Annotated in this window: 23 protein-coding genes; 15 read left to right on the plus strand and 8 right to left on the minus strand. The window is 40.1% G+C overall.

All coding sequences use genetic code 11. The annotated features are described in order from the left end of the window. Positions 1-12 precede the first annotated feature (12 nt). Positions 13-438 carry a DUF2621 domain-containing protein gene (locus C9J36_RS07530; RefSeq protein ID WP_201261895.1) on the minus strand — a complete coding sequence of 142 codons (426 nt, stop codon included), beginning with the start codon at positions 436-438 and terminating at the stop codon, positions 13-15. Between the two features lie 206 nt (positions 439-644). Here C9J36_RS07530 and C9J36_RS07535 point away from each other — a divergent pair, with 206 nt between their 5' ends. The 4 genes from C9J36_RS07535 (at position 645) to C9J36_RS07550 (ending at position 2,469) form a co-directional block, all read left to right on the plus strand. Further along, a complete protein-coding gene (locus tag C9J36_RS07535) occupies positions 645-866 on the plus strand; it encodes a DUF1659 domain-containing protein (protein WP_107942697.1) in 222 nt (73 codons plus the stop codon). Positions 867-905: 39 nt separating this feature from the next. Beyond that, positions 906-1,124 carry a DUF2922 domain-containing protein gene (locus tag C9J36_RS07540; RefSeq protein WP_066163245.1) on the plus strand — a complete coding sequence of 73 codons (219 nt, stop codon included), beginning with the start codon at positions 906-908 and terminating at the stop codon, positions 1,122-1,124. 166 nt (positions 1,125-1,290) lie between these two features. Then, the gene (locus tag C9J36_RS07545; RefSeq protein ID WP_082798926.1) at positions 1,291-1,425 is read left to right on the plus strand and encodes a YvrJ family protein; all 135 of its coding nucleotides are present in this window, start codon (positions 1,291-1,293) and stop codon (positions 1,423-1,425) included. Positions 1,426-1,860: 435 nt separating this feature from the next. After that, positions 1,861-2,469, plus strand: coding sequence for an SCO family protein (locus tag C9J36_RS07550; RefSeq protein WP_066163242.1), 609 nt, complete (start codon positions 1,861-1,863; stop codon positions 2,467-2,469). Positions 2,470-2,820: 351 nt separating this feature from the next. Here C9J36_RS07550 and C9J36_RS07555 read toward each other — a convergent pair whose 3' ends face one another. The 3 genes from C9J36_RS07555 to mscL all read right to left on the minus strand — a co-directional run bounded on the left by C9J36_RS07555 (position 2,821) and on the right by mscL (position 5,874). Beyond that, positions 2,821-3,975, minus strand: coding sequence for an aminotransferase class I/II-fold pyridoxal phosphate-dependent enzyme (locus tag C9J36_RS07555; RefSeq protein ID WP_107942698.1), 1,155 nt, complete (start codon positions 3,973-3,975; stop codon positions 2,821-2,823). Beyond that, positions 3,975-5,090 carry a methionine biosynthesis PLP-dependent protein gene (locus C9J36_RS07560; protein WP_066163238.1) on the minus strand — a complete coding sequence of 372 codons (1,116 nt, stop codon included), beginning with the start codon at positions 5,088-5,090 and terminating at the stop codon, positions 3,975-3,977. Before C9J36_RS07560 ends, C9J36_RS07555 begins: the two co-directional genes overlap by 1 nt. 400 nt (positions 5,091-5,490) lie before the next feature. Then, entirely contained in the window at positions 5,491-5,874 is a 384-nt protein-coding gene (gene mscL / locus C9J36_RS07565; RefSeq protein ID WP_066163236.1) for a large conductance mechanosensitive channel protein MscL, read from the minus strand. Between the two features lie 203 nt (positions 5,875-6,077). Between mscL and C9J36_RS07570 the strand changes: the two genes are divergently transcribed. After that, a complete protein-coding gene (locus C9J36_RS07570) occupies positions 6,078-6,788 on the plus strand; it encodes a lytic transglycosylase domain-containing protein (protein WP_066163234.1) in 711 nt (236 codons plus the stop codon). A gap of 81 nt (positions 6,789-6,869) precedes the next feature. Here C9J36_RS07570 and C9J36_RS07575 read toward each other — a convergent pair whose 3' ends face one another. Next, complete coding sequence (locus C9J36_RS07575) at positions 6,870-7,127, minus strand: GlsB/YeaQ/YmgE family stress response membrane protein (RefSeq protein ID WP_066163232.1); 258 nt, start codon at positions 7,125-7,127, stop codon at positions 6,870-6,872. Between the two features lie 136 nt (positions 7,128-7,263). Then, positions 7,264-7,818: a cysteine hydrolase family protein gene (locus tag C9J36_RS07580; RefSeq protein ID WP_107942699.1), complete on the minus strand. Its 555-nt coding sequence runs from the start codon at positions 7,816-7,818 to the stop codon at positions 7,264-7,266. Between the two features lie 620 nt (positions 7,819-8,438). Between C9J36_RS07580 and C9J36_RS07585 the strand changes: the two genes are divergently transcribed. The 10 genes from C9J36_RS07585 (at position 8,439) to leuD (ending at position 21,403) form a co-directional block, all read left to right on the plus strand. Beyond that, positions 8,439-9,626 carry an alanine racemase gene (locus tag C9J36_RS07585; RefSeq protein WP_107942700.1) on the plus strand — a complete coding sequence of 396 codons (1,188 nt, stop codon included), beginning with the start codon at positions 8,439-8,441 and terminating at the stop codon, positions 9,624-9,626. Continuing rightward, positions 9,614-10,930, plus strand: coding sequence for a D-arabinono-1,4-lactone oxidase (locus tag C9J36_RS07590; protein ID WP_107942701.1), 1,317 nt, complete (start codon positions 9,614-9,616; stop codon positions 10,928-10,930). Before C9J36_RS07585 ends, C9J36_RS07590 begins: the two co-directional genes overlap by 13 nt. Before the next feature lie 326 nt (positions 10,931-11,256). Next, positions 11,257-12,927: a dihydroxy-acid dehydratase gene (ilvD, locus tag C9J36_RS07595; protein ID WP_066163223.1), complete on the plus strand. Its 1,671-nt coding sequence runs from the start codon at positions 11,257-11,259 to the stop codon at positions 12,925-12,927. A 371-nt stretch (positions 12,928-13,298) separates the two neighbouring features. Next, on the plus strand, positions 13,299-15,053 hold the full coding sequence (gene ilvB, locus C9J36_RS07600; protein WP_066163220.1) for a biosynthetic-type acetolactate synthase large subunit: 1,755 nt from the start codon (positions 13,299-13,301) through the stop codon (positions 15,051-15,053). Further along, a complete protein-coding gene (gene ilvN / locus C9J36_RS07605) occupies positions 15,050-15,565 on the plus strand; it encodes an acetolactate synthase small subunit (RefSeq protein ID WP_066163218.1) in 516 nt (171 codons plus the stop codon). Before ilvB ends, ilvN begins: the two co-directional genes overlap by 4 nt. 50 nt (positions 15,566-15,615) lie before the next feature. Further along, entirely contained in the window at positions 15,616-16,629 is a 1,014-nt protein-coding gene (gene ilvC, locus C9J36_RS07610; protein ID WP_107942702.1) for a ketol-acid reductoisomerase, read from the plus strand. Further along, positions 16,629-18,170: a 2-isopropylmalate synthase gene (locus tag C9J36_RS07615; RefSeq protein WP_107942703.1), complete on the plus strand. Its 1,542-nt coding sequence runs from the start codon at positions 16,629-16,631 to the stop codon at positions 18,168-18,170. Before ilvC ends, C9J36_RS07615 begins: the two co-directional genes overlap by 1 nt. 106 nt (positions 18,171-18,276) lie before the next feature. After that, positions 18,277-19,377: a 3-isopropylmalate dehydrogenase gene (gene leuB, locus C9J36_RS07620; protein ID WP_066163211.1), complete on the plus strand. Its 1,101-nt coding sequence runs from the start codon at positions 18,277-18,279 to the stop codon at positions 19,375-19,377. 15 nt (positions 19,378-19,392) lie between these two features. Further along, on the plus strand, positions 19,393-20,799 hold the full coding sequence (gene leuC / locus C9J36_RS07625) for a 3-isopropylmalate dehydratase large subunit (protein WP_107942704.1): 1,407 nt from the start codon (positions 19,393-19,395) through the stop codon (positions 20,797-20,799). Between the two features lie 13 nt (positions 20,800-20,812). Beyond that, the gene (gene leuD, locus C9J36_RS07630) at positions 20,813-21,403 is read left to right on the plus strand and encodes a 3-isopropylmalate dehydratase small subunit (protein WP_107942705.1); all 591 of its coding nucleotides are present in this window, start codon (positions 20,813-20,815) and stop codon (positions 21,401-21,403) included. 179 nt (positions 21,404-21,582) lie between these two features. Here the strand turns inward: leuD and C9J36_RS07635 are convergent, their stop codons facing one another. Both C9J36_RS07635 and asnB read right to left on the minus strand, forming a co-directional pair. Next, entirely contained in the window at positions 21,583-22,563 is a 981-nt protein-coding gene (locus C9J36_RS07635) for a C39 family peptidase (protein WP_107942706.1), read from the minus strand. 23 nt (positions 22,564-22,586) lie between these two features. Continuing rightward, positions 22,587-24,413 (minus strand): asparagine synthase (glutamine-hydrolyzing), encoded by a 1,827-nt coding sequence (gene asnB, locus C9J36_RS07640; RefSeq protein WP_107942707.1) that lies wholly within the window; start codon positions 24,411-24,413, stop codon positions 22,587-22,589. Positions 24,414-24,705 lie beyond the last annotated feature (292 nt).

The raw sequence follows: 24,705 nt of genomic DNA on the forward strand, positions 1-24,705 counted from the left end.
TGAACGCCTCTGTTAAAACAAATGCTCGTATGGTGCTATATCAATCTCCATTTCATCCAGCTTTTTGCGTAAAAACTTATGGTCGCGTTTTGGTGTTGCGATAATATAGCCACGAATAAGTAGGTCTTGATCAATGGCAGTAGCATGCTCCTGCAATGCCAGTTCGCCAATTTTCCCTGCAATTTTCTCCTTCGCTACTTGGCGAAACAGCTCAGGGACTGGGGAAGTAAGTTCATTCAGTAATTTTTTTGCGTCCTCTCCCCATAAATGAATTGTTTTATCTAAATAAAATTCCTGCCAATCTAAATCCGATTTACCATCCTCTTTCGGCATCCGCTTTAAAAACTTACGGAACATGAAAAAGCCGCCAATTGCTAGCAAGCTTATCATGACAATAACCCAAAAAGCGATAAATAATAAAAACCAGCCACTAAGCAAAATAATTCACCTCTTTACAATCTCTTTCTCTATTATAAAAGCTTTTGCCTTATTTAGCATCCGAAATGTTTCAAGTAATTCCTATGATTTGCTAGGAAACTTGTCAAAAAGCGTAGCCATTTTCAAATACTGAAAAATAACTTTTTAAAGCTTGTCCCTTTTTTCCCTTCAAATTGCCATATAAGTTAGTGAAAGGAGGGAGCGAGATGACAGCATATGAATTTGAGCAAGCAACAGTAACGCTTCAATTTGAAGTTGGTACGAATGCAGACGGGAAAGCACTTTATAAAACAGCTTCATACCGCAATATTCAATCTACTGCAACGGCAGAACAGCTTGCAGCTGTAGCAACTGCAATAGCTAGCTTAAGCATTTATCCGTTAGTAACAATTACACGCTCGGATAAACAACGCATTGTAGTAGCTTAGGGGCAGGCTAGAAATTCGTGTAGAAAGGAGGAGGAATGAATGACAAATACATTACAGCTTATTTTTCAACTTGCAGATGAAAAAACACTTACATTGTCTGTAGCACAGCCGAAAGCTAACTTAACGGATGCAGAGGTGGTTGCTGCAATGCAAACAATTATCGAGCAAAATGTGTTTATGCGCGATAATGTAACTATTGTAGCAAAAAAAGCAGCACGTATCGTAAGTCGTACAGTAAAGGAATTTAATGTGTTGTAACAGCAATAAAGTACTGACTATTTAGAAGGTGAGCCGTCTGAAAAGTAATTTAAGGGCGGCTCCCTGCGTCGTAGAGATGAAAAGCACATATTTATTAGGACTGTCCCAAATATACGCCATTTTAAACAGTTTTTTCTTTTCTTTTCTCAAGAAGGAGGGGCTAAAAATAGAGCAATGGGTAACGATGATACAAGATTTAGGATTTCCGATACTTGTCTCTTTTTATTTATTGTATCGTATTGAAAGCAAGCTTGAGGCGATTCATGAAGTGCTGACTTCGATAAAATTGCTCAATCAATAATAGGGAGGGAGCTGTCTGAAAAGAGCAACTAATAAATCTATGGCTAGCATTGTGTTGGGCTAAGCATAGGATGTGACGATTTTAGGTTAACTTCTACTGGTTAGATAGGAAAAACCAAAGCGAGATGCAATTGATAACAGGCATCTTGCTTTTTTAAAGGGCTGTTATTTCAATAAAACGTAAATGAAACGCTTAAAAAGCAGTGCTATGCACGCTTTTAGGACGCCATTGTTTGTGAAATGCTGATTCACAAATTCGTCAGAAAGTCTTCACTGTCAAACCTATTGTATTCGCTTTCTGAATTCGATAAGATAAAGTGAACCTTCAATCAGTGGGGGTTTTCGTACACCCCCCACTGATTGGTAGTTTCACCAGTCGGGGTCTTACAGCCTGTTAATACGGGATAAAATTAACGATTAGAGAGTGGAGCGAGAGATGATGAAGAAAAGAAAACATATTGTGGTGCTATTGTTATTAACGATGATTTTAGCGGCATGTAGTAATTATAAATTTAAGCCAACGACATCATATGAGGTTTCTGATTTTACAGCAACGAATCATCGCGGTGAAGAAGTGACATTGGACAGCTTGAAAGGAAAGCCTTGGCTTGCAATGTTTATTTTCACAAACTGTACGACGATATGTTCACCGATGACAAATAATATGGCTGAAATTCAAGATCGTTTAGTAGAAGAGGGCGTTGAGGATTATAATATCGTAGCATTTTCAGTTGATCCTGAAAATGATTCGCCAGAAGTACTAACGGAGTATTTAAGTCGCTACGGGGTTGCAGATGAGTCAAAATGGCAGCTTGTTACGGGCTATGATCAAAAATTTATTGAGCAATTCGGTTTGAAATCCTTTAAAACCCTTATTAAGAAAGTAGAGGGTGATGATCAAATTATGCATATGAATACTTTTTATTTAGTTGATGAAACAGGAATTGCAGTGAAAAACTATTCTGGCTACTCGGAAACCGTAGACGGTGTTTCCTATGATACAATTGCTATTGATTTAGAGACGTTAATTGAAGAACGTAAGTAAGGGCGTTCAGCAAGCCGTGCGGTGGCAGGCTTGCTGAACGCTTTTTAGGTGTTTGCATGTGGAGAATAGATGGTGCTTACTTTGAAAATATGATGGACACAGGATTTAATGGTGTTATCCTTTAGTAAAAGAGAGGCAATGGAAATGCTAAAATAGGGTTTTCATCTGTATTTTAGTATAGGAGCGTTTGGAAAGCCGTGCAGTGGCAGGCTTTCCAAATGCTTTATTTTTGTGTTTTGATAAAGTGTTTGCTTATGGAGAAGTGGTGCTGGAAAGCTTTTAGCCACAAAAGACATTCATAACGCATCTTTTGTGGCTAATTCCGATGATTTATTTATTTTCAGCTTTTCTTTATTGTGCAGCTTTTTCCAATGCTTGGGCAAAGTCTGCAAGCAAATCTTCTTCATTTTCCAAGCCAACGGAAAAGCGGAGAAGGCCGTCTGTAATGCCACGTTTTAAACGTTCCTCGGGCTCCATTGCCGCATGGCTCATTTTGGCAGGATACGATAAAATTGATTCAACGCCACCGAGGCTTACTGCAAAGACAGGGATTTTCATCGCCTCGACAAATTTCTTTGCTACTTCATAGCTAGGTAGGGTGAATGAAAGAACCGCACCAGCAGAAGTACTTTGTGCCGCATGAACGGCGTAGCCAGGATGTGTTTCTAGACCCGGGTAATATACTTGCTTAACAAGTGGGTGCGCCTGTAAGTAGTGCGCAATTTTCATCGCCACACGACTCGATTCATTGTAGCGGACGGCTGTCGTTTTCATATTTTGGATTAAAGTATAACTATCTTGCACACCTAAAACAGAGCCAAATGAGTTTTGAATAAAGTATAGCTTTTCGCTTAACTCAGCAGTTTTAGTCACCGCAAGCCCTGCAACAATATCGGAGTGCCCTGATAAAAATTTAGTTGCACTGTGTATGACAATATCCACGCCTAAATCTAAAGGTCGCTGATGTAATGGTGTCATAAATGTATTATCTAAAAAGGATAATGCCCCATGCTCCTTGGCAATTTCTACAACCGCCCGAATATCGGTAATGCCGAGTGTTGGATTGGAAGGTGTTTCAATATAAAGGAGCTTTGTTTCGGGCTTTACAGCAGCTCGCACAGCCTCTAAATCTGTGAAATCAACGAATGTGTGTGTAATGCCAAAGCGCGGCAGCACCTTTGTGACGAAACGGTAAGTGCCCCCATAAACGTCCTCTGTAATAACAATATGGTCACCGCTTGATAACAGCATTAAACTAGCAGTTACCGCCGCCATACCTGTAGCAAAGGCAAATCCTCGGTCGCCGCCCTCTAACTCTGCAATTGCTCGTTCTAAAGCATCACGTGTCGGATTGCCTGAGCGTGCATAGTCAAATTCACCGAATTCATCAATTGATTCTTGATGGAAGGTAGAAGCTAAATAGATTGGCACATTGACAGCACCTTTTTTATCTGCATAGCCTTCTCGAATCGCCCCATGAATAAGCGTCGTCTCAAGATTCGTCATTAAAACCCTCCCTCTCTAAGTAAATCGAATACTTGCTGTAAATCTGCGATTAAATCTTCCGCTTCCTCCACGCCAACGGAGAAGCGTAATAGGCGGTCACAAACGCCGCGTGCTACTCGTTCTTCGTATGGAATATCTGCATGTGTTTGCGTTGCTGGATACGTAATAAAGCTTTCCACACCGCCAAGGCTTTCAGCAAATGTAATAAGCTTAATATTTTGCAAGAATGGATCAATCATTGCAGCATCTTTTACACGGAATGAAAGCATGCCACCTTTCCCTGTGTAAAGCACATCTGTTACTAATGGTTCCTGCTCTAAATAAGCTGCAATTTTCTTGGCATTTGCATCATGCTGCTTTAAACGTAAATGCAATGTTTTTAATCCGCGAATTAATAACCATGCATCCATTGGTCCTAATGTCATACCGACCCCGTTATGGAAAAAGCTAAGGCGTTCACATAGCTCTTGCCCTTTCGCTACAACAAGCCCTGCCAAAACATCATTATGCCCACCGATGTATTTTGTAGCACTATGTAGTACGATATCTGCACCAAGCTCGATTGGACGCTGGAAATAAGGCGTGTAGAACGTATTGTCAACAATTAATAGTAAGTTATGTGCTTTGGCAAGTTCCGCATATGCAATTAAATCAATTTCCTGCATTAATGGGTTTGTAGGTGTTTCAATGAATAAAGCACGTGTGTTTTCGTTAATTAGTGCCTTTACTTCCTCAAGAGAGGTAAATGTAGCATAGACAGGTTTAATATTATAGCTTTCTGAAAACGTTTTTAGCAGACGATATGTACCGCCATATAAATCTTCAGGTAAAATCAATTCATCATTTGGTTTAAATAATGACAAGACGAGTTGAATTGCAGCCATACCAGAGCTACAAGCAAATCCTGCATCGCCACCTTCAAGCTTTGCAATCCCATCTTCTAAAATTGTACGTGTTGGATTTTTTGTACGCGTATAATCGTAGCCAGTAGATTTTCCGATTCCATCATGTTTATATGCTGTTGAGAAATAAAGTGGGGGATTGACAGCTCCTGTTTTCGGGTCGCTATGATTACCTAGTTGCACTAATGTTGTTTCAATACGCTGCTTTGTCATAAACTCACTCTTTCTATCAATAGTATTTCTCGAAACATAAGAATGTTCCGACTATTAAACCAATTTATCATTTATAACGTATCGTATCAATAGCTTTTCTATGAATTTAATTATACAAGAAAATGAGAGCGCCCAAAAAGCCGTGCATAGCTGGCATTTTGGACGCTGTTGCTAAGCGCTTCGTCAAGGAATGTGTTTGTTAAAATAGCAAGACACTTCTTTGAAAACGAGAGAAACTTTAGGGTTAGCGGGATTTCTTTGACATGGTGAGAATCAAGCTTTCATTAAACTTGTAAAACGAAGCCGCCCGATTTGTAAATTTTTTAACTGCTTTCAGCACATTCTTTTTGTAACGAAAACGTCAGACAAGTAGATAATGCACTACTTGTCTGACGCCACCTCATTGCTTTTCTTTTAATAAATCGCGGATTTCTTTTAAAAGCTCTTCTTTTGAGTCGACTTCTGGTGCTGCTTCTACAGCCGCCTCTTCTTTTTTACGGCTTAATTTATTCATTAAGCGTATTGCGATAAAGATGGCAAAGGCGATTAATGTGAAGTCGATAATGGATTGTAAAAATGCACCGATTTTTACTTGTGCATCTCCACTACCAAATGCAAAGCTTTCTGAAAAATTGATGCCACCTGTTAATACACCAATCAATGGCATAATAATATCGTCTACTAATGATGAGACGATTTTACCGAATGCAGCACCTATCACAACCGCTACTGCTAAATCGATCACATTACCGCGCATAGCAAATTCTTTAAAGTCCTTCCACATGACACAACACTCCTCTTATGTATTATCCAAAAAAGTATTTTAGATGCTTTTATTTTATTTCGCAACCTAAATAAATGAAATAGTAGAATATAATTAAATTACCACTTAAAATGAAATTAAACAAATTTCATATTTTATCGATAATAAGCTTGTAACAAAATTAAGCGATAAGCTCGCTGTTGTTAAAATGGGGGATAAGAAAAATGGGGAAAAAGAAGAAGGGGAAGAAGGACCCGCTACTTTCTCAAAAAATTCAAATATGGATTATCGTGCTGTTAGTACCTGTTGCGATAACAGTTTATTTTTTTGTCTATTTAGCATGGAAGGAATTGCAGCCAATACCAGCTTTTGAAGCAGCTATTGAAGAGGAAAAACCCCCCCAGTTGCAAGTGAGTTTTGATTTAGAAATACCTATTGAGTATATTCCCATTTATATGGCTGCTGGTGAAAAATATAGTGTTCCTTGGACGTTGTTGGCAGCACATCATCGAGTAGAAACACGCTTTTCCACGATGTCGACACTTGAATCCCCCGTTGGAGCAGAAGGGCATATGCAATTTATGCCATGCACATTTGTTGGGTGGCAGCATCCAACATGTACGGGCTTAGGACAAGGTAATATAAAGCAGGAGGAAAAAACAAATCCTAAAATAATAAAGAAATACGGTGGCTATGGTGTGGATGCGAATGATGACGGCATTGCGGACCCTTACGACTTAGAAGATGCCGTATACTCAGCCGCTAATTTTTTATCGAAAGCAGGTGTGGCAAAAGGCGAGCTGAAAAAGGCTATCTATCAATATAATCATAGTCAAAAATATGTGGAAGATATTTTATTTTATTATAAGCAATATCGTGCACATAGCGAGGAGCTAGAGCGCGTGGCTCTTCAGCAGGCAAGCGCACAAAAATAAACGAAAACTCATAGCCATATTGCGAAAGGCGCTGAGTTTTCGTTTCTATAAAGGGTTGCTTTGCTGTGTAAACTAGACAATTTACATTGCTTTGCGCATCGATTTCATGATGAAGCTTACAATGAATATTAAAACAATGGCTCCAATTAGTGCTGGGAAGACGTAAAAGTCAGAAACTCTCCAGCCCCAATTCCCAAGAATCATACTGCCAATCCAAGAGCCGATAATACCTGCGATAATATTACCGATAACGCCCCCAGGGACATCCTTACCTAAAATTACCCCAGCTAACCAACCTAAAAGACCGCCAATAATAAGATACCAAATAAAGCTAATCATAGATGTTCATCTCCTTTGTGATCATTAAAGTTATAATAGCGCTTAATTAGTTATAACCAAATTAAACGGAATTTAAACATCTATTTTTTTCTTCATTATATGCTGTACAAAATTCGTTGAATTAAAATGAGTTTTTTTAGCTCTCCTTGGACACAACCCTTGCCCCGAGTGAGCCTGTAAAATGCTTTAGTGCCCATGTATGCCCTTCAGGATTAAAGCTCGCCACGGCATCTTCATGAACGACGATATCAAAGCCTAAATTGTAAGCATCCATCGCCGTATGCAGTACGCAAATATCAGTACAGACCCCCGTTAAATGAACTTCTTGAATTTTACGTTCTCGCAATAAAATGGCTAAATTAGTGCCAGCGAAAGCACTGTAGCGCGTTTTGTCGAAGGAAATGCAATTTTTCTTATTCGCTTCATAAATTGTTTTTACAGCACCGTAAAGCTCACGTCCATTAGTACCTTCTATATTATGAGGTGGGAATAATTTTGTTTCTGGATGGAAAGTATCACCTTCATAATGAATATCATTGGCGAAAATTACCACATCGCTATTTTTTAAAAAGCTGTCAATCAACTCGACCATTCTGCCTTCAATTTGCTGTCCTGGCTCGCCGCATGTTAATTTGCCATCAGCTGCTACGAAATCATGCGTATAATCAATAATGAGTAATGCTTTTGTCAATTTTATTAGCCTCCTTTAATGCTATAACTAATATTATGCCATGTGTCATGACAACTGTAAAATAAGGAGGACGGGTTTGCTCGAAATGGTGTCTTTCTCTTACGGTGCAATGGAAATTCAGATTACATCTATTTACTTTCATTCTGAGGAAAGTCCACTAAACCTTGTGTTCCCCCGTTTTCAAGGAATTTTTTGATGGGTGAGTTTTTTGAGAAGCACTACAACAGTATCCAACATGCCGGCCACGCATGAATTTTTGAATTGTTTGTATTTTAATGAATTACGCCAAAGGCTTTAACTTCTTCTTGCAGGAGGGAATATTTTTTCCGACTATTCGAAACATTTTGCTAATTTAATATTTTTACAGTATACTAAAAGAAAAGCAACGGAGTGATGAATATGGATGTACAATTAATGAAGAAACTTGATCGACAAGGCTTGCTATTCGCGTTGGTTCACACCATTGTACTGTTAAACGTTGCTGTTGATTTTATTTTCTTATCATAAAAAATTATAGATGAAAAAGTTGGTGAAAAGTGATTGTTATTGAAGCTTTTCATCAACTTTTTTTGTTGGTAGGATTTTTCTCCATTAAAGTCGAATCTACATTTAAAAGGGGGATGAATTTATTGGAGAAATATGAAAATGTGTTCCAACATATTGAGCGTCCATTTGCTTGGTTAGATTATGATGCACTTGACCAAAATATTGATTTCGTTAATCGATTGGCAACAAAGCCAGTAAGAATTGCAACAAAATCTGTACGTTCCGTTAGCGTTTTAAAATACATTCAGGAGAAATTAGTAAATTATGCAGGTTTAATGACATTTACAGCAGCAGAAAGCGTTTATTTAATTGAACAAGGATTCAATCATTTGTTGCTAGGTTACCCAACCTTTGAAGAAAATAATATAAAAAAATTACTGGCCTACAGTAGAGCTGGAAAAGATATTACCTTTATGGTTGATGCATACGAGCAAGTTCAGCTTTTACAAAATTGTGCTGAGCAGATGCAGACGATGGCAAAAATATGTATTGATATTAATATCTCTACAAATTTTAAATGGATTTATTTTGGGACTAAGCGTTCGCCACTCGATTCACTGCAAAAATTAAAAAATTTTACAGATAAATTAACAGATTATCCGAATATTCGTATTCATGCACTCATGGGTTATGAGGCACAAATAGCCGGTGTGCCAGATTTATCATTGGCAAACTCTCGAAAAATGCGTGCGAAAGGTTTAGTAGTGCGTCAGCTAAAAAAGCAATCAATAGAGAAAATCACTTCTTTTAGGCGGCTTGCTGTTGCACATGTGAAATCAATTGCGCCAGTGGCCTTTGTTAATGGTGGTGGCTCAGGAAGCATTACCTATACCTGCGAGCAGCAGGAAATTACTGAAGCAACAGTCGGCTCTGCCTTTTTTGCACCTGCGTTATTTGATCATTATGATACATTAAATTTGCAACCCGCTGTCGGCTTTGCCTTGCGTGTTACACGCCAATTTGATGCACATACCTTTGTTTGCCAAGGAGGAGGCTATATCGCTTCAGGCGCTATCGGTGAAGATCGTGCACCAGTATTTTTAAATGAAAATTATCAGCTATTGCCATTGGAGGGTGCTGGGGAAGTACAAACACCCTTTATTGATTCAACCGGTTCTTTAACAATTGGTGATACAGTTTATTTAAGACATGCTAAAGCGGGCGAGCTATGTGAACGATTTACTGTTTTGCACGGTACACGTAACATGTGCTATGCAGGACCTATACTGACATATCGAGGTGAGCGACAATGTTTTCTATGAATAATTGGCAGCAGGGAAAAAGATGGACGAATTGGGCGAATAATATCGTTTCATATCCATCTACATATCATGCACCTGCATCAATCGAGGCAATTCAGCAAATTATAAAAAATATGAAGAAACAACAAACATTGCGCGTTACAGGTGCTGCTCATTCCTTCAGCCCTGTCGCAATGCCTGAAGAGACAGCGCTAACATTACATAATTTGCGCGGTTTACTATCTGTTGATACTAAAAATTTAACGGCTACATTTTATGCCGGTACTTATTTATATGAAATAGGACCATTACTAGCAAAGCACCAGCTCGCATTAATTAATATGGGCGACATTCAAGCGCAAACATTAGCAGGTGTAATTGCAACAGGCACACATGGTACAGGTGTAACACTTGGTTCCTTCTCTTCAATGGTAACAAAATGGGGTTTTATCAATGGCTTAGGAGAATATATTGAACATGAGCGAGGTACTGATGATTTATCGGAGGCACTGCATGTATCAATAGGCTTACTCGGTATTTTAGTTACTGTCACAATACAAGTTATGCCACTTTATAGTCTGCATTATGTATCGGAAAAAACGAATTTAGAGGATGCGTTGAAAAATTTTCAACAAACTATTCGAACACATCGTCATGTAGAATGGTTTTATTTCCCCGGCAGCGACCTTATCCAAGTGAAAAAAATGGATAAAGTTGCACCAGTTGAGCAAAATAAGTGGCAGCGCCATCTGAATGAAATGAATTTACAGCTCGTTGAAAATGGCTTATTTTACGTTATATCGGAGCTTTGCAAATGGCAGCCTCGAGCAAGCAGCTCTGTTAGTAAGCTTAGCTCAAAGCTTGTGTCTGAAGGTGTGCGGACAGATTTAAGCTACCGTATGTTTCCTTCCCCGCGTAGCGTCAAATTTACTGAAATGGAGTATGCAATACCATTACAGCATTTTGAAGCTTGTATGGAAGAAATACATGCAGTATTAAAGAAGGGTAAATTTACTGTTCATTTCCCGATTGAGTGTCGCACAACAAAAGGAGAGCAAGGGATGTTAAGCCCCACACAAGGAGAGGAAAGCGCTTTTTTAGCTTTCCATATGTATAAAGGAATGAATGAAACTCCGTATTTTGATTGGGTTCGAGTATTAATGAGAAAATATAACGGTAGACCGCATTGGGGAAAAGTAAATGATTACGACGCAACTAATATACGTGATTACTATCCAAAATTTGCTGCGTTCAATGAGCTAAGAAATGAGCATGACCCAAACAATATTTTTGTCACAAGTTATTTCCGCCGCATTTTTAATTAAATATCTCCGTATTAAGAACATATTAACGAATGTTGGGAAATGTAGTAGTAGCCTACTTTTTCCCAACATCTCCAAAAGCAATCAGACCCAACAAACAATTGTCTTTATTTTGTCATAATTACGAAAAAATTATTGGAATACAATAAAACGCATCGTTATCACAATGAAAACGCTTACTAGTTATTTGATTTTTTTGAATTGTTTAAAAAATTAAAAAAAGCCTGTTGACGTCCCTATTTTTTCGTACTATGATAGCGACAATCAAATAAATCAATAACATTTGAATCAAAATAACCAAATGGAAAAACGTGAGGGGCGTTTCAAAAATGAGAAGTGATATGATTAAGCTAGGAGTAGACCGTGCTCCTCATCGTAGTTTGCTTTATGCTACGGGGAAAGTGAAGGCGAAAGATTTAGATAAGCCTTTTATCGGTGTTTGTAATTCCTATATTGATATCATTCCAGGACATGTGCATCTACGTGAATTTGCTGATGTCGTCAAGGAAGCGATTATCGAGGCAGGCGGCATTCCATTTGAATTTAATACAATTGGTGTTGACGATGGAATTGCGATGGGACATATTGGGATGCGTTATTCGCTACCAAGTCGAGAAATTATCGCAGATGCTGCTGAAACAGTAATAAATGCGCACTGGTTTGATGGAGTATTTTATATTCCAAACTGCGATAAAATTACACCAGGAATGCTAATGGCAGCTGTCCGCACAAATGTACCATCGGTTTTTGTATCAGGTGGTCCGATGGAAGCAGGAACTTCAGCAAGTGGTAAACAGCTTTCGCTAACTTCTGTTTTCGAGGGTGTCGGCGCACATAAGTCTGGCAAAATGTCAGCAGAAGAGTTGCTCGATATCGAAAACAATGCATGTCCAACATGCGGCTCATGCTCAGGCATGTTTACAGCCAATTCGATGAACTGCTTAATGGAAATGCTCGGTGTAGCATTACCAGGCAATGGAACAATCGTCGCAACAAGCGAGGAGCGTCACCGTTTAATTAAAGAAGCAGCGCACCATTTAGTGCGAATGATAAAAGAGGATATAAAGCCACGCGATATTATTACGAAGGAAGCGATTGATGATGCATTTGCATTAGATATGGCAATGGGTGGTTCAACAAATACAGTTTTACACACATTGGCAATTGCAAATGAAGCGGAAATTGACTATAACATCGAGGATATTAACAAAGTGGCAGAGCGTGTACCTTACCTAGCAAAAATTATGCCTGCGAGCGATATTTCGATGGATGATATTAATAAAGCGGGTGGCGTACAAGCGATTATTAATGAGCTAACAAAAATCCCAGGTGCCATTCATCCAAATCGTTTAACAATTACTGGTTTAACGATGGGTGAGCTCGTTAAAAACGACCATATTACGGATGAGCAAGTCATTCGTACAAAGGATAATCCATATTCACCTGTTGGTGGGTTATCTGTCTTATTCGGCAATATTGCACCAGAGGGCTCCGTCATTAAAGTCGGCGCTGTAGACCCTTCCATTAAAGAATTTACTGGTGAAGCAATCGTCTTTGATTCTCAGGAAGAGGCACAAGCTGCTATTGATAGTGGAACAGTGAAGGAAGGGCATGTTGTAGTAATTCGCTATGAAGGGCCGAAGGGTGGTCCGGGTATGCCAGAAATGTTAGCACCGACTTCTGCAATTCAAGGCAGAGGCTTAGGAACAAAAGTGGCACTTATTACAGATGGACGTTTTTCAGGTGCATCACGAGGCATTTCAATCGGTCACATTTCACCAGAGGCTGCAGAAGGCGGGCCAATTGCTTTAGTAGAAAATGGCGATATAATCGTCATTGATTTACCAAACAGAACAATTAATTTACAAGTGTCGGACGAAGTGTTAGCGGAGCGCCGACAAAAGTTACAACCATTTGAACCAAAAATTAAGCGCGGCTGGTTAGCACGTTACTCAGCATTAGTAACAAATGCTTCCCAAGGCGGCGTGATGAAAATATAACAAATCGTTGATGAGGTTAAAGGAATTAGAGACTTGTATCTACCAGAGAGCCGGTGTTGCTGGAAGCCGGCGGTACAACTAATTCCGACATCCCCTCGGAGTGAGCTATTAAACGCAATTTGCCATTAGATAGCTTCGGGCATAGTCAAAGTGCTCGTTATTAATGAATAGTGTCCTGTCATTTAGTTGCACACAATTATTGTGGAATGACAGGAATTAACACTATTCTTGAGGTAGCATGATTTCGTCATGCTATAAATAAGGGTGGTACCATGGAAAGTCTTTTTCATCCCTACGTAAAGAGTAATTCTTTTGCGTGTGGAGAAAGAAGGCTTTTTTATTTATTTAAAAATCATTAGGAGGCGTTTATTATGACGGCAAATGTTTCGCTAAGCGATACGGGGCATGAGGAAACACAAGTTGAAGAAATAAAAAAACCAAAAGATGGTGCAGATATTTTAATTCAAGCATTACATGACCAAGGTGTTGAAATTGTATTTGGCTATCCAGGTGGTGCGGTATTACAAATTTATGATGCGATGTACCGCAATCCTATTCGTCACATTTTAACACGTCATGAGCAAGGGGCTATTCATGCAGCAGAGGGGTATGCGCGTGTAACGAATAAAGCAGGTGTTGTTATTGCAACAAGTGGACCGGGTGCAACAAACCTCGTAACAGGTATTGCAGATGCAATGATTGATTCTTTACCACTCGTTATTTTTACAGGGCAGGTGGCGACATCTGTTATTGGCACTGATGCCTTCCAAGAAGCAGATATTATGGGCATTACGACACCGATTACGAAGCATAACTATCAGGTGCAAGATATTCGTGATATACCACGCATTGTTAAAGAGGCGTTTCATATTGCTAATACAGGGCGCAAAGGACCAGTTGTTATCGATTTCCCAAAAAATGTGTCACAAGCGATTTTCACAGAAGGTGATATGCCAAAGGCTCCTGAAGAAATTTATTTGCCAGGCTACCAGCCAACATATAAGCCGAATTATTTACAAATTCAAAAGGCAATTCAAGCTATTTCCAATGCTAAAAAGCCACTTGTGTTAGCAGGGGCTGGCGTACTTTTTGCAGATGCACGCGAAGAATTAACAGAATTCATTGAAAAGTACCAATTGCCAATCGTTAACACATTGCTAGGCTTAGGCGGCATTCATGGTCAACATGAACTGTTTTACGGTATGGCAGGTATGCATGGGACATTTACAGCGAACGATGCGATTACAAATTGCGACTTACTCATTAATATTGGCGCTCGCTTTGATGATCGTCTAACAGGAAATTTAGCAACATTCGCACCGAATGCGACGGTTGTTCATATCGATATTGATCCTGCTGAAATCGGTAAAAATGTGCCGACAGACATTCCAATTGTGGCGGATGCAAAAGAGGCGCTAAACGCGCTACTGAAAAAAGATTTTGATGCACCGAATACGACAGAATGGATTGCTTATTTAGAAAGCAATAAACAAGCATATCCATTATGGTATGAGGAAGCTGGTGAGGAGGTATTGCCACAGCAAGCAATTGAAATGATTCATCGTATTACGGAGGGCGATGCCATTGTTACGACGGATGTTGGACAGCATCAAATGTGGGCGGCGCAGTACTATGCTTTAAACAATGGGCATAGCTGGATTACATCGGGGGGGCTTGGGACGATGGGCTTCGGCTTCCCGGCAGCAATTGGTGCACAGTTTGCCGAGCCTGATAAAAAGGTTATTGCCATTTGCGGCGATGCAGGCTTCCAAATGACAGCACAGGAGCTTTCTTTATTAAAGGAATTTGAATTACCTGTGAAAATCGTCATTTTAAATAATAGCTGCTTAGGGATGGTGCGACAATGGCAGCAAACATTTTATGAGGAGCGCTATTCCTCATCATTAATGCCTGTTCAGCCAGATTTCGTTAAGTTAGCGGATGCATACGGCATTAAAGGATATCGCATCGACACATTAGAAGAGGCGGAGCGCATTTTTGCAGAAGCAATCAACTCAGACGAACCAGCATTGATTGATTGCCGAGTAAAGCAAATTGAAAATGTGTATCCGATGGTAGCACCGGGCAAAGGGCTGCATGAAATGATTGGAGTGAAAAAAGGATGAGACGTGTTATTACTGTAACCGTAATTAATCAAAGTGGTGTGTTAAACCGCATCACCGGACTTTTAATGAAGCGTCAATTTAATATTGAGTCCATTACAGTTGGCCACACTGAGCAGCCAAATTTTTCAAAAATGACATTTGTCGTACATGTGGAGGATGAAAGTAAAATCGAGCAACTGATTAAGCAAGTATCAAAGCAAATCGATGTGCTAAAGGTTAATGATATTACAGATAAAGCGATTATCGTACGCGAGCTGGCTTTAGTAAAAGTCATCTCACCAGCAAACTTGCGAGCAGAGATGAATGCGATTGTTGAACCATTCCGACCACAAGTAGTTGATACAGCGAAAAATGTGGTGACCTATCAGGTTATTGGTGACCCAGAAAAAATTGATGCCTTTATCGAATTAATTCGACCGTACGGCATTAAGGAGTTAACGCGTACTGGAGCAACTGCTGCTGTACGTGAAATTCAAAAAACAGATATACCGCAGCTCTCTATTTTGAAATAACAAAATAGTTTAGCATATAAAAAACAATTAAATTTCAGGAGGAATTTTCCATGTCAAAAATGTACTATGAACAAAATATCAATGATGCAGTATTAAAAGGTAAAAAAATCGCGATTATCGGCTATGGTTCACAAGGTCATGCGCACGCGTTAAACTTGAAAGAATCGGGCTTTGATGTAGTTGTAGGAGTTCGCCCAGGTAAGTCATTTGACCAAGCAAAAGAAGATGGTGTAGCTGTAACATCTGTTGCAGAAGCAGCGAAGGCGGCAGATATTATCCAAATTCTATTACCAGACGAGCGTCAAAAGGCTGTTTATGAAGCAGAAATCGCACCACACTTAACAGCTGGTAAAGCATTAATGTTTGCACATGGCTTTAACATTCACTTTGAGCAAATTACACCGCCAGCGGATGTCGACGTATTTTTAGTAGCTCCAAAGGGCCCAGGTCATTTAGTGCGTCGTCAATATACAGAAGGAGCAGGCGTACCTGGCTTATTTGCAATCCATCAAGATGCGACAGGTCAAGCGAAGGATTTAGCACTTGCCTATGGTAAAGGCATCGGCTCTGCACGTGGTGGTTTACTAGAAACAACATTTGCTGAAGAAACAGTTACTGATTTATTCGGTGAGCAAGCAGTACTTTGTGGTGGGGCAACAGCATTAGTGCAAGCAGGCTTTGAAACGTTAGTTGAAGCAGGTTACCAACCAGAATTAGCTTATTTCGAAACATTGCATGAGCTAAAGCTAATTGTTGACTTAATGTTTGAAGGCGGAATGGAAACAATGCGCTACTCTGTTTCAGATACTGCGGAATGGGGCGATTATGTGAGTGGCCCACGCATTATTACGGATGAAGTAAAAGCAAGCATGAAAGATGTATTAAAAGATATTCAAGACGGTACATTCGCAAAAGATTGGATTAAAGAAAATGAAACAGGTCGTCCACGCTATACAAAATATAAGGAAGCAGGCGCGAATCATCAAATCGAAGAAGTGGGGCGTAAGCTGCGTGCAATGATGCCATTCATTCAAGCAGGTAAAGAGAAGGTAGTGGTGAAATAGTGCGAAAGATTGATATTTTTGATACAACGCTGCGAGACGGAGAGCAGTCAGCGGGTATTAATTTAAACACAGCAGAAAAAATTGAAATCGCGAAGCAACTAGAGCGGTTAGGTGTCACAATTATTGAAGCAGGGTTTCCTGCTTCTTCACCCGGTGATTTTGATGCCGTTCATCGCATTGCAAGCACTGTGAAAAATTCGATTGTTACAGGTTTAGCTCGCTGCGTTCAAAAGGATATTGACGCTACTTGGGAAGCGATTAAAGTAGCGGAACAACCACATATTCACGTATTTTTAGCAACATCGCCTATTCATATGGAATACAAGCTGAAAAAATCGCCTGAGCAAGTTGTGGAGCAGGCAGTAGAAGCGGTGAAATATGCAAAGAAATTTTTCCCGCTCGTCCAATGGTCAGCAGAGGATGGCTTCCGCTCAGAGCGCGACTTCCTTGTGAAAATTATTAACGAGGTTGTTGCAGCAGGAGCAACGACAATTAATGTACCAGATACTGTTGGCTATGCATCGCCACAGGAATATGGTGAACTATTTAAGTTTTTACGTGAAAATGTGCGGGGGGCGGACAATGTAAAGTTTTCTGCACATTGTCATGATGATTTAGGTATGGCAACCGCAAACTCGATTGCAGCAATTCAAAACGGTGCAGACCAAGTGGAGTGTACAATAAACGGTATCGGTGAACGAGCTGGTAACGCATCGCTTGAGGAAATAGGCGTAGCGTTACATATTCGCAAAGATATTTATCCATTTGAAACAGGCTTAAACTTAAAGGAAATTAAACGAACATCACAAATGGTGAGCCGTTTAACAGGTGTCGTTATCCAGCCAAATAAAGCGGTGGTTGGACGCAATGCTTTCGCGCATGAATCGGGCATTCACCAAGATGGCGTGCTGAAAAACCCTGAAACCTATGAAATCATTTCACCTGCATTAATTGGTGAGGATGAAGTGCCATTAGTATTAGGGAAGCATTCGGGACGTGCAGCCTTCCGCGACCGTGCAGTGAAAATGGGCTATGAGCTATCGGACGAAAAGCTAAACAAAGCATTTGCAGAGTTCAAAAAATTAGCGGACCGTAAAAAAGAGGTTACAGAAGAGGATTTAGTTACTTTATTAACAGAGCAGCAAGTTTTAGTGGAGGATGTTCCGTTATATGTGTTGAAAAGTGTACAAGTGCAATACGGAACAGAAAATATTCCAACCGCAACTGTTGCTGTTGCTACACCAAATGGTGACCTTGCAACAGCCGCTTCAACTGGCTCCGGCTCAGTCGAAGCAATTTTCAACACATTAGAGCAATTAGTAGGTGGCACAGTCAATATTTTAGATTATCGTGTTACATCTGTTGGCAAAGGGCGCGATGCTCTAGGGGAGGCAGTCATTAATTTACGCTATCACGGCTATACAACAATTGGGCGCGATGCTGCTCAGGATGTTTTAGAAGCATCTGCAAAGGCCTACTTAAATGCAATTAATCGACAATTGATTCAGCAAAGTATTCGCGCACACCAACCGACCGTGTAACAAATGCCATGGGGATGCATTTGTAGGAACACGGGTTTGACAAACCATCCCCATGTAACTTCAAAGAATAACGCGACGATATACGCGAGAAGGATAGGTGTTTTTTATGGAAAAGAAAATTACGGTATTACCTGGAGACGGCATTGGACCTGAAGTAATTGCTTCAGCAGTTCGAGTATTACAAGTGATTGGCAAGCGTTTCAATCATACATTTCATTTAGGATACGGCGCAATTGGTGGTGCAGCAATTGATCAGTTTAATAACCCACTGCCAAATGAAACAATTTTAATGTGCGAGCAAAGCGATGCTATTTTATTAGGTGCAGTCGGTGGACCGAAATGGGATAATAATCCACCACATTTACGACCAGAAAAAGGCCTGCTACAAATTCGTAAGCATTTCGACTTATTCGCTAACCTCCGTCCAGTGAAGGCGTTCCCTAGTTTACTAGCTTCTTCTCCATTAAAGCGTGAGGTTGCGGAAAATGTTGATTTAATGATTGTACGGGAGCTAACTGGCGGCATTTATTTCGGTGAACCACGTAAAAAAACAGAGCTAGCTGCTGTTGATACATGCGTGTATTCACGCGGGGAAATTGAACGTATTGTGGAGAATGCGTTTGAGCTAGCGAGATTGCGTCGAGGCAAGCTTTGCTCTGTAGATAAAGCGAATGTATTAGATACTTCACGTTTATGGCGTGAAATTGTAGAAGAAAAGAAGAAAAATTACCCTGATGTGCAAGTGGAGCACAATTTAGTCGACTCCGTAGCGATGAAGCTTATTACAAATCCAAGTCAATATGATGTTGTTGTAACAGAAAATATGTTTGGTGATATTTTAAGCGATGAAGCGTCTGTTATTACAGGTTCTTTAGGTGTATTACCATCCGCTTCGATTCGCGGTGATAATTTTGGTTTATATGAGCCTGTACACGGCTCTGCACCAGAAATTGCAGGGCAAGGAATTGCTAATCCAGCGGCAACTATTTTATCTGTTGCGATGATGCTGCAATATTCTTTCGGCTTAAAAGAAGAGGCTGCAGAAATTGAGCGTGCGGTAAGTGCCGTATTTGATGACGGTTATTTCACAGCCGATTTAGCACAGGATGGTACACGCGTTTTATCTACAGATGAATGGACAGATAAAGTGATTAATGAAATTGATACGAGCTTCGTGTCAGAAAGCATTATGATTTCGTATATTTAAGGATTGGTGACTACAATGGCAAAAAATATTATTGAAAAAATTTGGGAATCACATATCGTACATCGTGAAGAAGGCAAGCCTGATTTACTTTATATTGATTTACATTTAATTCATGAAGTAACAAGCCCGCAGGCATTTGAAGGGCTACGTTTAAATAATCGTCAAGTGCGTCGTACAGATCTATGTTTCGCAACGATGGATCATAATGTACCAACGAAAAATTTGCCGACGATTAACGACCCTATTGCAAAAAAGCAGATTACCACATTAGCGGATAATGCGAAGGAATTTGGTGTACAGCTTGCAGATATGGGGCATCCAGATCAAGGAATTGTCCATGTAATTGGGCCTGAGCTAGGCTTAACACAGCCAGGCAAAACAATTGTTTGTGGAGACTCGCATACATCTACCCATGGAGCATTTGGTGCAATCGCCTTTGGTATAGGGACATCGGAGGTAGAGCATGTCTTGTCGACGCAAACACTGTGGCAGACGAAGCCACCAACAATGGAAATTCGCGTGACAGGTGAGCTTGGTGCTGGTGTAACCGCAAAGGACATTATTTTAGCGATTATTGCGAAATGGGGAATTGGTGTAGGAACAGGGCATATCGTGGAATACACTGGTGAGGCAATTCGTGCATTATCAATGGAAGAGCGCATGACGATTTGTAATATGTCGATTGAAGCCGGTGCAAAAGCGGGCTTAATTTCACCCGATGAAAAGACAGTTGAGTTTTTACGCGGACGTCGTTTTGCACCACAAAAGCAATTTGAGGAGGCAGCAGCCTATTGGCTAAGCCTCGCATCAGATGCGAATTGTAGCTATGATGTTGTATTGGAAATTGATGCGAATGAAATTGAGCCTGTTGTCACTTGGGGAACGAATCCAGCAATGGGAACAGGGGTATCAAAAACTGTACCAACAACTGCTGACTACGCGAGCGAATCCGATAAACAGGCGCTGAAAAAAGCGCTTGCTTATATGGGCTTAGAGGAAGGTCAGCCAATTACATCTATTGCCATCCAGCATGTCTTTATCGGCTCTTGTACGAACTCCCGTCTATCGGACTTACGTGCAGCAGCAAGTATTGTCCAAGGCAATAAGCTTCATCCGAATGTAAAGGGTATTGTCGTTCCAGGCTCCCATTCAACGAAAAAGGCAGCAGAAGCAGAGGGACTGGATAAAATATTTACAGCGGCTGGCTTTGAATGGCGTGAATCAGGTTGCTCCGCATGCTTGGGCATGAATGAAGATATTATTCCGTTTGGCGAGCGCTGTGCTTCTACCTCAAACCGTAACTTTGAAGGGCGTCAAGGCACCGGGGCGCGCACCCATTTAGTAAGCCCTGCAATGGCAGCGGCAGCAGGCATTTATGGACATTTCGTAGATGTGCGACAACTAGAGAAGCAAGAAGCGTAGGGGAGAGAAGACGATGGAACCAATTAATATTGTGAAAAGCGTATATGCACCGCTTGATCGAAAAAATGTAGATACAGACCAAATTATTTCAAAGGAATTTTTAAAGCGCATCGAGCGCACAGGCTTTGGCCAATTTTTGTTTTACCATTGGCGCTTTGACAATGAGGGCAATGAAATAGCCGATTTTGTGTTAAATAAAGCACAATACAAGAATGCAGAAATTTTAGTTGCGCAGGACAACTTCGGCTGTGGTTCCTCACGTGAGCACGCACCTTGGGCAATTTTAGATTATGGTTTCCGTGTTGTCATAGCACCAAGTTTTGCAGATATTTTCCATAATAACTGCTTTAAAAACGGCATTTTACCAATTAAATTAACGGAAGCAGAATGCGATGAGCTACTAGCGCAAGGCTTGCAAGAGGCACAGTCAATCGAAGTGAATTTAGAGGCACAAACTGTCACAACACCTTCAAAAGTATATCGCTTCAATATCGACCCTTACTACAAAGAAATGCTGTTAAATGGCTGGGATGAAATTGCTTTAACATTTAAGTATGAAGATGCAATTGCAGCCTATGAAGCGAAGCGTGTTGTGTTTGAATAATGAGGAAAAAGATGAGCTTAGTGCAATCACTAAGCTCATCTTTTTGCGGGTAAGGCTTTGTCACAGTAAAGTCGCCGATATATTTGAAAAATCGCTGATATATTGCTGAAACCCGCTGATATAATTTGATGTCGCTGATAGAACAAATAAAAGAGCTTATCTCATGAAGATAGCTCTTTTCACTGTATCACAACCGCATGCGCCCCAAGTGCCTCATAGCTTGAAAAGAAGACATTTATATCAATCGTTTCATAGCCGTAGAGCGGATTCATAATTGTCACGCTATTATGGTCATAGCCTGTTAAAACGACAGCGTGTAAATTGCTGTAAATAGGGTGCTTTTCACCTGTTTCTTCAACAATCCAAAAGCGATTTGTTCGCGGTGGTTGCCAATCAATTGTAACCCATGTTAAAACAGGGTAGCCTTGATCTATAAGCGCTAAAATTTCCTTTTTCGTGGCATTAGTAATATTCGCCGCACGTAAATTGGAGGATTGCTCAGCTAATACAATATTAGCTGCTTCTGCAATAGGATTTGCAAAGACATAAAAGCCATCTGTTGCACTAGCTGGGTTACCAGCATATGCAAGCTCTGGGTCGGGTCCGTATCTTATACCATCGCGAATTTCTGTAATTTCTCTTGGCAAGTATTCACGCTTCATCGTCATTTTATCTTTTTCGACACCGAAATAATTGAGCATAGCCGTTAAAGAGGTGATTTCACAGCCATTTGGCAGCTCTGGATTTTGGAACACGGTTGGAACTGCTAAGCCTACCTCAGAATGCGGATAAAATGTTTCGATAATAAGATTAGGTTTACTTTTATCAAAAGTAAAAGCTCGACGTGACTGTTCGCGTCCATTGGGATGATAAACGACAGCCTCAAAGCGTTCATGCTCCTGTAGCTGCTCAAAAGCAGCAACTCCATCTGTAGATGCTACAGTACGCGCAATTTCTTCACCAGTTGACTCACTTTCTATCGCAACTATCACTTCAGGAACAGCTACACGACTATAAAATTCTACCGTATAAACAATTAACTCATCAGAAAAATTTGCTGCCTCATGATTTTTTACAGCTCTAAATAGAGGTTCGGCATTTTGGCAGCTAGCAAGGATGACTAGAGCGAAAAGTAACATCACTAATAATAATCGTTTCAATTCGTAGTCATCCTTTCAAAAGATTATTGCTTTACAAAATATTCGTTATACCAAACAAGGAACATATAAATCGACCAAATTTTGCGCTGGCTATTCGTTGTACCTGTTACATGGGAGTCAAGTAGCGCTAAAATTTTATCACGGTTGAAAAATTGTGCTGCTTCTTCACTGCTAAATAGCGCTCGCACTTGTGCTACATATTTTTCGTCGCGCAGCCAATGGCGAATTGGCACAGGGAAACCGATTTTTTTACGGTTCGCCCATTCTTCAGGTAGCGCCTCACGTGCCGCTTGACGGAATGCATATTTTGTATTTTCTTCATTCACGCGGTAGCGTGTTGGTACAGATGCCGCGACATCCATCATTTCACGGTCAAGAAGCGGTACACGCAGTTCAATTGAATGAGCCATTGCCATTTTATCTGCTTTTAATAAAATATCATCTACTAACCATAAATTTAAGTCTAAAAGCTGCTTTTTCGTTACATCATCATGACCTTGGAACTTTTTGTAGTAAGGACCTACGATATCTGCCACAGAAGGAGCCTTATTAAAGTCAGATGTTAAAATCGCTGTAGATTCGTACTCTTCAAAAATACGAGCTTGACCGATAAATGTTTGCTCAACTGGAAGCTTAGCACGTCTTGCCAAACCACCAATTTTGCTATTTGGCATAATCGTTCCCGCAATATTGGCTAAAGCGCGGATTGGGGAAGGCAGGCTTTTAAACTTCTTCATATTCGGTGTGTCCGTATATTCATCATAGCCACCGAATAATTCATCAGCGCCTTCACCAGAAAGAACGACTGTTACATGCTTGCTCGCGAGACGTGCTAAATAGTAAAGAGGAACAATCGATGGATTTGAATGCGGCTCATCCATCATATATTGAATTTTTCCTAAATCCGCAAAGCATTCATCGGAGTTTAAAATTTCATTAACATTTTCAATGCCGAGCTCCTTTGAAAGCTGCACGGCATTGTCAATTTCAGAGAAATTTTCAGCGCTAAAGCCTACCGTAAATGTTTTATCTGGGCGAAGGACACTTGCTACGTAGCTAGAGTCAACACCACTTGATAAAAATGAGCCTACTTTTACATCGGCAATCGTATGTGCCGCCACAGATTCACGGACAGCATCATCAATATCCTCAATAATTTTTTCGAGCGGACGCTCTTCGGGAGCATATGTTGGCTCCCAGTAACGCTCAATTGTTAAATGACCATTTTCATACGTCATATGATGTGCTGCAGGCAATTTAAAAATGCCTTTAAAAAATGTTTCATTTAATACAGGGTATTGAAATGTTAAATAAGGCTTTAATGCTTCCTTATTTAGCTCCTTCACAAAATGCGGATGCGGTAAAAAGCTTTTAATTTCCGACCCGAAAAATAGCGTACCATTCATTTGTCCGTAATAGAATGGCTTAATGCCAAAATGGTCGCGTGCCGCAAATAATTTTTGGTTTTCACGATCCCAAATGATGAAGGCAAACATCCCACGTAGCTTTTGCACAAGCTTTGAACCATATTCCTCATAGCCATGGAGTAAAATTTCGCTATCCGTTTGGGTTTTAAACACATGTCCCTTAGCAATTAAATCTTCACGAATCATTTGGTAATTATAAATTTCCCCATTAAAAATTAAAACGAGTGACTCGTCCTCATTAAATAAAGGCTGTGAGCCATGCTCTAAATCGATAATGCTTAGACGGCGAAAGCCAAGGTGAGCTATGCCTTCATTAAATTGACCACCGCTATCAGGACCGCGATGGATAATTTGATTCATCATATTTTCTAAAACGGCTGAGGCTCCTTCAACCTCACCGATAAATCCAGTAAATCCACACATAAATACTAATTCTCCCTTAATGTTTATTGTTGTCAGTCATCGTATATTGCAAGCCGTATCGTTTCAAACAAATTTTCGCAATCTATAAAAATAATCGTTCCAAGTTAATTTTGAAATTTTATAGTTTAATCAATTTTTTATTTTTAAAAGCTTACTTTAAGTATTATGCCTAAAAACTATGCTATTGGTCAACTGCTTGATATGTAAGGGTTTTATTATGCATTAGTCCCACTTTCCATTTAGAACAAGTGTGAAAGCATTTACAATGGCATCTTTAGTTTTTTAGTACCGT

Origin of the sequence: Metasolibacillus fluoroglycofenilyticus (assembly GCF_003049645.1) — a bacterium.
Taxonomy (GTDB): Bacteria; Bacillota; Bacilli; order Bacillales_A; family Planococcaceae; genus Metasolibacillus; species Metasolibacillus fluoroglycofenilyticus.

Bases quoted from the DNA above. Each gene is read 5' to 3' on its own strand.
- asnB (WP_107942707.1), bottom strand. From the start codon at position 24,413: ATGTGTGGATTTACTGGATTTATCGGTGAGGTTGAAGGAGCCTCAGCC.
- ilvD (WP_066163223.1), top strand. From the start codon at position 11,257: ATGAGAAGTGATATGATTAAGCTAGGAGTAGACCGTGCTCCTCATCGT.
- C9J36_RS07560 (WP_066163238.1), bottom strand. From the start codon at position 5,090: ATGACAAAGCAGCGTATTGAAACAACATTAGTGCAACTAGGTAATCAT.
- leuB (WP_066163211.1), top strand. From the start codon at position 18,277: ATGGAAAAGAAAATTACGGTATTACCTGGAGACGGCATTGGACCTGAA.
- ilvB (WP_066163220.1), top strand. From the start codon at position 13,299: ATGACGGCAAATGTTTCGCTAAGCGATACGGGGCATGAGGAAACACAA.
- leuD (WP_107942705.1), top strand. From the start codon at position 20,813: ATGGAACCAATTAATATTGTGAAAAGCGTATATGCACCGCTTGATCGA.
- C9J36_RS07590 (WP_107942701.1), top strand. From the start codon at position 9,614: ATGTTTTCTATGAATAATTGGCAGCAGGGAAAAAGATGGACGAATTGG.
- mscL (WP_066163236.1), bottom strand. From the start codon at position 5,874: ATGTGGAAGGACTTTAAAGAATTTGCTATGCGCGGTAATGTGATCGAT.
- C9J36_RS07585 (WP_107942700.1), top strand. From the start codon at position 8,439: ATGAATTTATTGGAGAAATATGAAAATGTGTTCCAACATATTGAGCGT.
- C9J36_RS07540 (WP_066163245.1), top strand. From the start codon at position 906: ATGACAAATACATTACAGCTTATTTTTCAACTTGCAGATGAAAAAACA.
- C9J36_RS07535 (WP_107942697.1), top strand. From the start codon at position 645: ATGACAGCATATGAATTTGAGCAAGCAACAGTAACGCTTCAATTTGAA.
- C9J36_RS07550 (WP_066163242.1), top strand. From the start codon at position 1,861: ATGATGAAGAAAAGAAAACATATTGTGGTGCTATTGTTATTAACGATG.
- C9J36_RS07575 (WP_066163232.1), bottom strand. From the start codon at position 7,127: ATGATTAGCTTTATTTGGTATCTTATTATTGGCGGTCTTTTAGGTTGG.
- C9J36_RS07570 (WP_066163234.1), top strand. From the start codon at position 6,078: ATGGGGAAAAAGAAGAAGGGGAAGAAGGACCCGCTACTTTCTCAAAAA.
- leuC (WP_107942704.1), top strand. From the start codon at position 19,393: ATGGCAAAAAATATTATTGAAAAAATTTGGGAATCACATATCGTACAT.
- C9J36_RS07555 (WP_107942698.1), bottom strand. From the start codon at position 3,975: ATGACGAATCTTGAGACGACGCTTATTCATGGGGCGATTCGAGAAGGC.
- ilvC (WP_107942702.1), top strand. From the start codon at position 15,616: ATGTCAAAAATGTACTATGAACAAAATATCAATGATGCAGTATTAAAA.
- ilvN (WP_066163218.1), top strand. From the start codon at position 15,050: ATGAGACGTGTTATTACTGTAACCGTAATTAATCAAAGTGGTGTGTTA.